Raw genomic sequence first — 4,793 nt, 5'->3', positions numbered from 1 at the left:
ACATCGGGCTGAAACCCAACAGCTCGATATTCCTGCAATTGAGTGTAACCTGGCACATTGTGATTTGCTGGAAGGCAATACTTCAGGTGCTGTTTCCGGTTATGAACGATTATATGGAAAAAAGAATGAATCCAATACCGATTTCCGGAAGGTGATCCGGGAGGATATTGCAAAATTTATATCGTATGATGTCTTGCCCTTAGGGGCAGCTCAGGCCCTGGAAGCTGCCGGAATCCTGAAATCCGTGAAGTGATTGCCTTTTTGGTGTTGTTTATTGCAAACCGGAACCCGGGCAGAGAAAGTTGAACGCAGTTTATGCCGTGGACATTTGTATCTTTAAGAACACCAAATTCTAAATTCCATGAAATCGCATCAGATACCCTTTCTTAAGTTTTTTCTTTTCGCCTTTTTGGTTACCGGGACAAGCGGGCTTCTTTCCGCCCAGGATTCCGGGAAATACGATCCGGAAGCCAATCTTAAAGCGTTGGGGATTTCCCTTCCCGAAGCTTCGAATCCCGTGGCGAATTACGTCAATGCGGTCCGCGTTGGGAACCTGGTATTTTTGGCCGGAAAAGGACCCAAAAAATCCGATGGCACCTATATCACCGGAAAGCTAGGGGCGGACTTGACCGTTGCCCAGGGGTATGAGGCGGCCCGGATAGCGGGCATCAATCAGTTAGCTGTTTTAAAGGCGGAACTCGGGAACCTCAACAGGGTAAAACGCCTTGTCAAAGTCCTCGGGATGGTGAATGCAACTCCGGGGTTTACAGACCAGCCTGAAGTAATCAACGGATATTCCGACCTTATGGTGGAGGTATTCGGGCAACGCGGTAAACATGCTCGTGCGGCTGTGGGTATGGGCTCCCTTCCAAGGGGTATTGCGGTGGAAGTGGAGATGATTGTCGAGGTCTTTGAGGAGTAGGTAATGCTCTTAGGGGTGCAGCGGCTAAGAGATCGCTTCGCTCTTCCTTCTGCTAAAAACTTCACTCCCTTTCCTTACAGCCAGGAGATAGCTTCGCTTCGCTTGCTGTTCCTGAGAGTGGCTCGTGTTGAAAATACAAAATCGCCATCTGCCTTCCGGCAGCTGGTTTAGTTTCCTTCTTAAAGCAGGGGATTTACGAATGACTTTTCGGGTAACCTTGTTGCCAGGAGATAGCTTCGCTTCGCTTGCTGTTCCTGAGAGTGGCTCGTGTTGAAAATACAAAAACACCAAGCCCTGCGGGAGCAGGGCTTTATTTTGTTTCCTCCCGTCCGCTTAAAAAAGCGAGCTTTTTACGCGTCCTGTCGGAAACAAAACACCCGCGCTTGGCGCGGGTGTTTTTGTGTTTATTCGTAGCCCCGCCAGGAATCGAACCTAGATCTTGGGTACCGGAAACCCACATACTATCCATTGTACTACGGAGCCAAAGGGCTGCAAATATAGGGAGGTTTATGAAAATTATCGCCTTGATTTTTGCATTTAGTATCGTGCAACTTTCGACTACGCTTTATTCTCATTGAATGGGATAAAAGAGTTTTTTGCCAGGGCTTCTCCAGTATTAATTACCCGGGTATGCGAAGTAAAAGCTCTGCTCTCCTTGTGGCCAAGAGATAGCTTCGCTTCGCTCGCTGTTCTTGTTAGCGCTCGTGTTGAAAATACAAAAACGGCATCTGCCTCCCGGCAGTTGGTTTTGTTTCCTCCCGTCCGCTTAAAAAAGCCAGCTTTTTACGCGTCCTGTCGGAAACAAAACACCCGCGCCATGCGCGGGTGTTTTTGTGTTTATTCGTAGCCCCGCCAAGAATCGAACTTGGATCTAAAGTTTAGGAAACTTCTATTCTATCCATTGAACTACGGGGCCAAGGGCTTGCGAATTTATGAATACTTTTTAAAATCTTTGGTACCTTCGCTATGAAAGGATTTTGAAAATGAAAACTGAAAAAAAAATAAACCTTTTTGTCCAGGGTCCCATCACTCCTGAGTTTATTGCCAATTCAATTGCCAAGCACCAGCGTAAAACGCATATTGGGGCGCATGATATCTTTCTCGGTCAGGTCCGGGCCGATACCATTGACGGGAAAACCGTGGAAGCCATTGAATACTCGGCTTATGAGGATATGGCTCTCGAAAAAATTGTCGAAATACGGGAGGCAGCCTTTGCCGAGTTCGATTTGAGTTGTATGCATATTTACCACAGTTTGGGAAGCGTCGGCGTTGGGGAGATATGCCTTTTTGTTTTTGTGTCCTCCCCCCATAGGAAAGAGGTTTTTACGGCCCTGCATCAGGTGGTGGAACGAATAAAAAAGGAGTTACCCGTCTTCGGAAAAGAGTGCTTCGGGGACGAAAGCTATTCCTGGAAAGTCAATCAATAGTTATGGTAGACATCACCCATAAAGATATTACCCTAAGAACAGCCACTGCTGAGGCCACCGTGGTACTTTCAGAAATCGATACCCTGGAAGCCATCCGAGAAGGCCGGGTGCCAAAAGGAGATGTCTTTGAGATGAGCAAGGCGGCCGGATTACTGGGGATAAAGAAAACACCTGAACTCCTCCCGGATTGTCACCCAATCCCTATAGAAGCTGCCCTCATCGCTTATGAGATTCACGGACTTGAGATACGTATTCTTGTAACGGTAAAAACCAATTACAAGACGGGGGTTGAAGTTGAAGCCATGCATGGGGCCAGCGTGGTTGCACTCAACATGTACGACATGCTCAAGCCACTGGATAAAGGGATAGAAATACAGCGAATCCGCCTGCTGGAGAAACGGGGTGGCAAATCTGATATCCTCAGGTCCAAGTCCTGATCACCTGGCTTTTATTCTTAGCGCAGGGACCAAATTTCATACATTGGTTCCCCTTTGCTGTTTTTTCCTTTGTGGTGCCAGTCGGAACCTTTGCGTTCAAATTCAAAACTAAGTTCGGCACCAACCCGTGAATCGTCCCTCGAGAAGAATTCAATAACCTCTGTGTATGTGCCCTGTTCGGCGGCGTATCGACCCCCGCCTGTTCCTCTGAAGTCCATGGTTTCGACGTTGTAGGCAATCCACTGGAAGTGGCCGTCAGTTAAGAACTTCAAGGTTTTTCGTGGTGCACTGTCCCCTCGTCTTTCCTGCCCGGTATCCGGGCCTCTGGTTGCAAACAGCCAAAGCCCGTCCAGGGGTTGTGCAACTTCAGGTTGTCGGGTATAGGGGCGGGTGGCATTCTCATTAAACACCAATTGACCGCTCTGAAAACCTATAAATGCCCGGTGTTCGCGTTCTCCGGTTTTTTCAAAATCGGAGTTGAACTCCAAATTTATTTTAAGACTGTCCTGGTCTACGGTGTAATACCCTCCCATCGTACGTATAAATTTCGCAGGGTTGGAGTCGTAAACCGTATGGACCATATAGGAATCGGTGACCAGGAGTTGATAATTGCGTTTCCCGTTTTCCAGCGTTTCGGAAGCCGTATATACACCGGGGGCGATTTGACCCAGGGTAAGTAAAGGAAGTAAAAGCAATAAAAAAGTAGCGCAGTTTTTCATTCGGACAGGAATTTGGTGTTTTTGACCACTTGCTAAGGTACGCAAAACTCAGAAAGGCTCTTTTTACAATAAAGAAATATTTCATTAAAGCACTGATATATAAAAGTATAGGATTGGTTGATATTTTTTTTTCAAAACCCTTGTTTTTAACTAAAAATGAGTTCATTTGCATGTGTAAACCAGTTCCATCCTGGTTTATGGCTGAACATAGTGAATCGTGTTTTTAGGTTCGGGGTACCGGGATTAAGGGAGTCATACCGGGGTACCGCCTTTCGAAAAGGCAACCGAAATTTAGAGCTAACTCCTGCAACCGTGAATCCGGGTTTTTTTCGAAATGAAAAAATAGCGGATATATACACGTCGTTTTTCTTTTTTTGGCCAGTCGAGATGGTCTTTCGGGATGTATTATACTTTCCCATTTATCCCATTCTAACACATAGAGAACAATGAATGTCAGATTTCGGGATCTGATCGAACAGACCTATGATTTTCCAACGGAAGAGTTTTCCCTGGATCAGTCGGACCTCTTGTTCCATGGACTGAACCTGAGCGAACTGGTTGCGCGGTACGGCAGCCCCCTGAAGTTTACCTATCTCCCAAAGATTTCCGAGAATATAGGTCGTGCCAAAAATTGGTTCGCTTCAGCCATGCAGAAATACGACTACAAGGGGAAGTATTTCTATTGTTATTGTACCAAAAGCTCACATTTCAGGTATGTCCTGGATGAAGCCCTTAAAAATGATATCCATATCGAAACTTCTTCGGCCTTTGATATTGAAATTGTCCAGCAGTTGAAGCGGGAGGAAATGATTGACAGGGACACCTATGTCATCTGCAACGGTTTTAAGAGAGATGCGTACATCGAGAATATCGCAACCCTTATTAACGGGGGTCAGCGTAATTGCATTCCTGTCCTCGATAATTTCGAAGAACTGGGACTGCTTACCAGCGCCATTGAGGATCGTTTTCAGGTAGGTATCCGAATTGCCTCGGAGGAGGAGCCCAAATTTGAGTTTTATACCTCCCGCCTGGGTATCGGGTATCAGAATATTGTGCCTTTTTACGAGAAACAGCTGAAAGACAACCCGAAAGTGGCGTTAAAGATGCTCCACTTCTTTATCAATACAGGGATCCGGGATACCGCTTACTACTGGAATGAATTGCTGAAGTGTTTAAAGGTATATGTCGCATTGAAAAAGCGATGTCCCACCCTGGATAGTTTGAATATCGGCGGAGGATTTCCAACCAAGAATTCCCTTTCTTTTGAATACGACTATCAGTACATGGT

At 46.3% G+C, this 4,793-nt stretch carries 5 protein-coding genes, 2 tRNA genes and 1 pseudogene; 5 read left to right on the top strand and 3 right to left on the bottom strand.

The features are described 5' to 3' along the window. Both WBV75_RS07205 and WBV75_RS07200 read left to right on the top strand, forming a co-directional pair. The coding region (locus tag WBV75_RS07205; RefSeq protein ID WP_424119957.1) for a hypothetical protein at positions 1-253 on the top strand (253 nt) is incomplete at its 5' end. A gap of 108 nt (positions 254-361) precedes the next feature. Next, positions 362-922 (top strand): RidA family protein, encoded by a 561-nt coding sequence (locus WBV75_RS07200; RefSeq protein WP_424119956.1) that lies wholly within the window; start codon positions 362-364, stop codon positions 920-922. Positions 923-1,333: 411 nt separating this feature from the next. On the opposite strand, the gene WBV75_RS07195 is transcribed toward WBV75_RS07200, so the two are convergent. Beyond that, a tRNA-Arg gene (locus tag WBV75_RS07195) sits at positions 1,334-1,405 on the bottom strand. A gap of 361 nt (positions 1,406-1,766) precedes the next feature. Beyond that, positions 1,767-1,838 (bottom strand) — tRNA-Arg (locus tag WBV75_RS07190). Positions 1,839-1,905: 67 nt separating this feature from the next. On the opposite strand from WBV75_RS07190, the gene WBV75_RS07185 reads away from it, so the two are divergent. Further along, complete coding sequence (locus tag WBV75_RS07185; protein WP_424119955.1) at positions 1,906-2,349, top strand: molybdenum cofactor biosynthesis protein MoaE; 444 nt, start codon at positions 1,906-1,908, stop codon at positions 2,347-2,349. Positions 2,350-2,351: 2 nt separating this feature from the next. After that, positions 2,352-2,786 (top strand): cyclic pyranopterin monophosphate synthase MoaC, encoded by a 435-nt coding sequence (gene moaC / locus WBV75_RS07180; protein WP_424119954.1) that lies wholly within the window; start codon positions 2,352-2,354, stop codon positions 2,784-2,786. Between the two features lie 17 nt (positions 2,787-2,803). On the opposite strand, the gene WBV75_RS07175 is transcribed toward moaC, so the two are convergent. Next, positions 2,804-3,505, bottom strand: coding sequence for a hypothetical protein (locus WBV75_RS07175; protein WP_424119953.1), 702 nt, complete (start codon positions 3,503-3,505; stop codon positions 2,804-2,806). Between the two features lie 446 nt (positions 3,506-3,951). Between WBV75_RS07175 and WBV75_RS07170 the strand changes: the two are divergent. Further along, a pseudogene (locus WBV75_RS07170) lies at positions 3,952-4,793 on the top strand (arginine decarboxylase); the annotation flags it as partial.

The sequence above is a fragment of the Robiginitalea sp. genome (genome assembly GCF_049588695.1).
GTDB lineage: Bacteria > Bacteroidota > Bacteroidia > Flavobacteriales > Flavobacteriaceae > Robiginitalea.
Note: the sequence above shows the minus strand (reverse complement) of the source record. Positions and strands in the feature narration are given on the sequence as shown.

Coding starts and splice junctions, on each gene's coding strand:
- WBV75_RS07185 (WP_424119955.1), top strand. CDS start 1,906: ATGAAAACTGAAAAAAAAATAAACCTTTTTGTCCAGGGTCCCATCACT.
- WBV75_RS07200 (WP_424119956.1), top strand. CDS start 362: ATGAAATCGCATCAGATACCCTTTCTTAAGTTTTTTCTTTTCGCCTTT.
- moaC (WP_424119954.1), top strand. CDS start 2,352: ATGGTAGACATCACCCATAAAGATATTACCCTAAGAACAGCCACTGCT.
- WBV75_RS07175 (WP_424119953.1), bottom strand. CDS start 3,505: ATGAAAAACTGCGCTACTTTTTTATTGCTTTTACTTCCTTTACTTACC.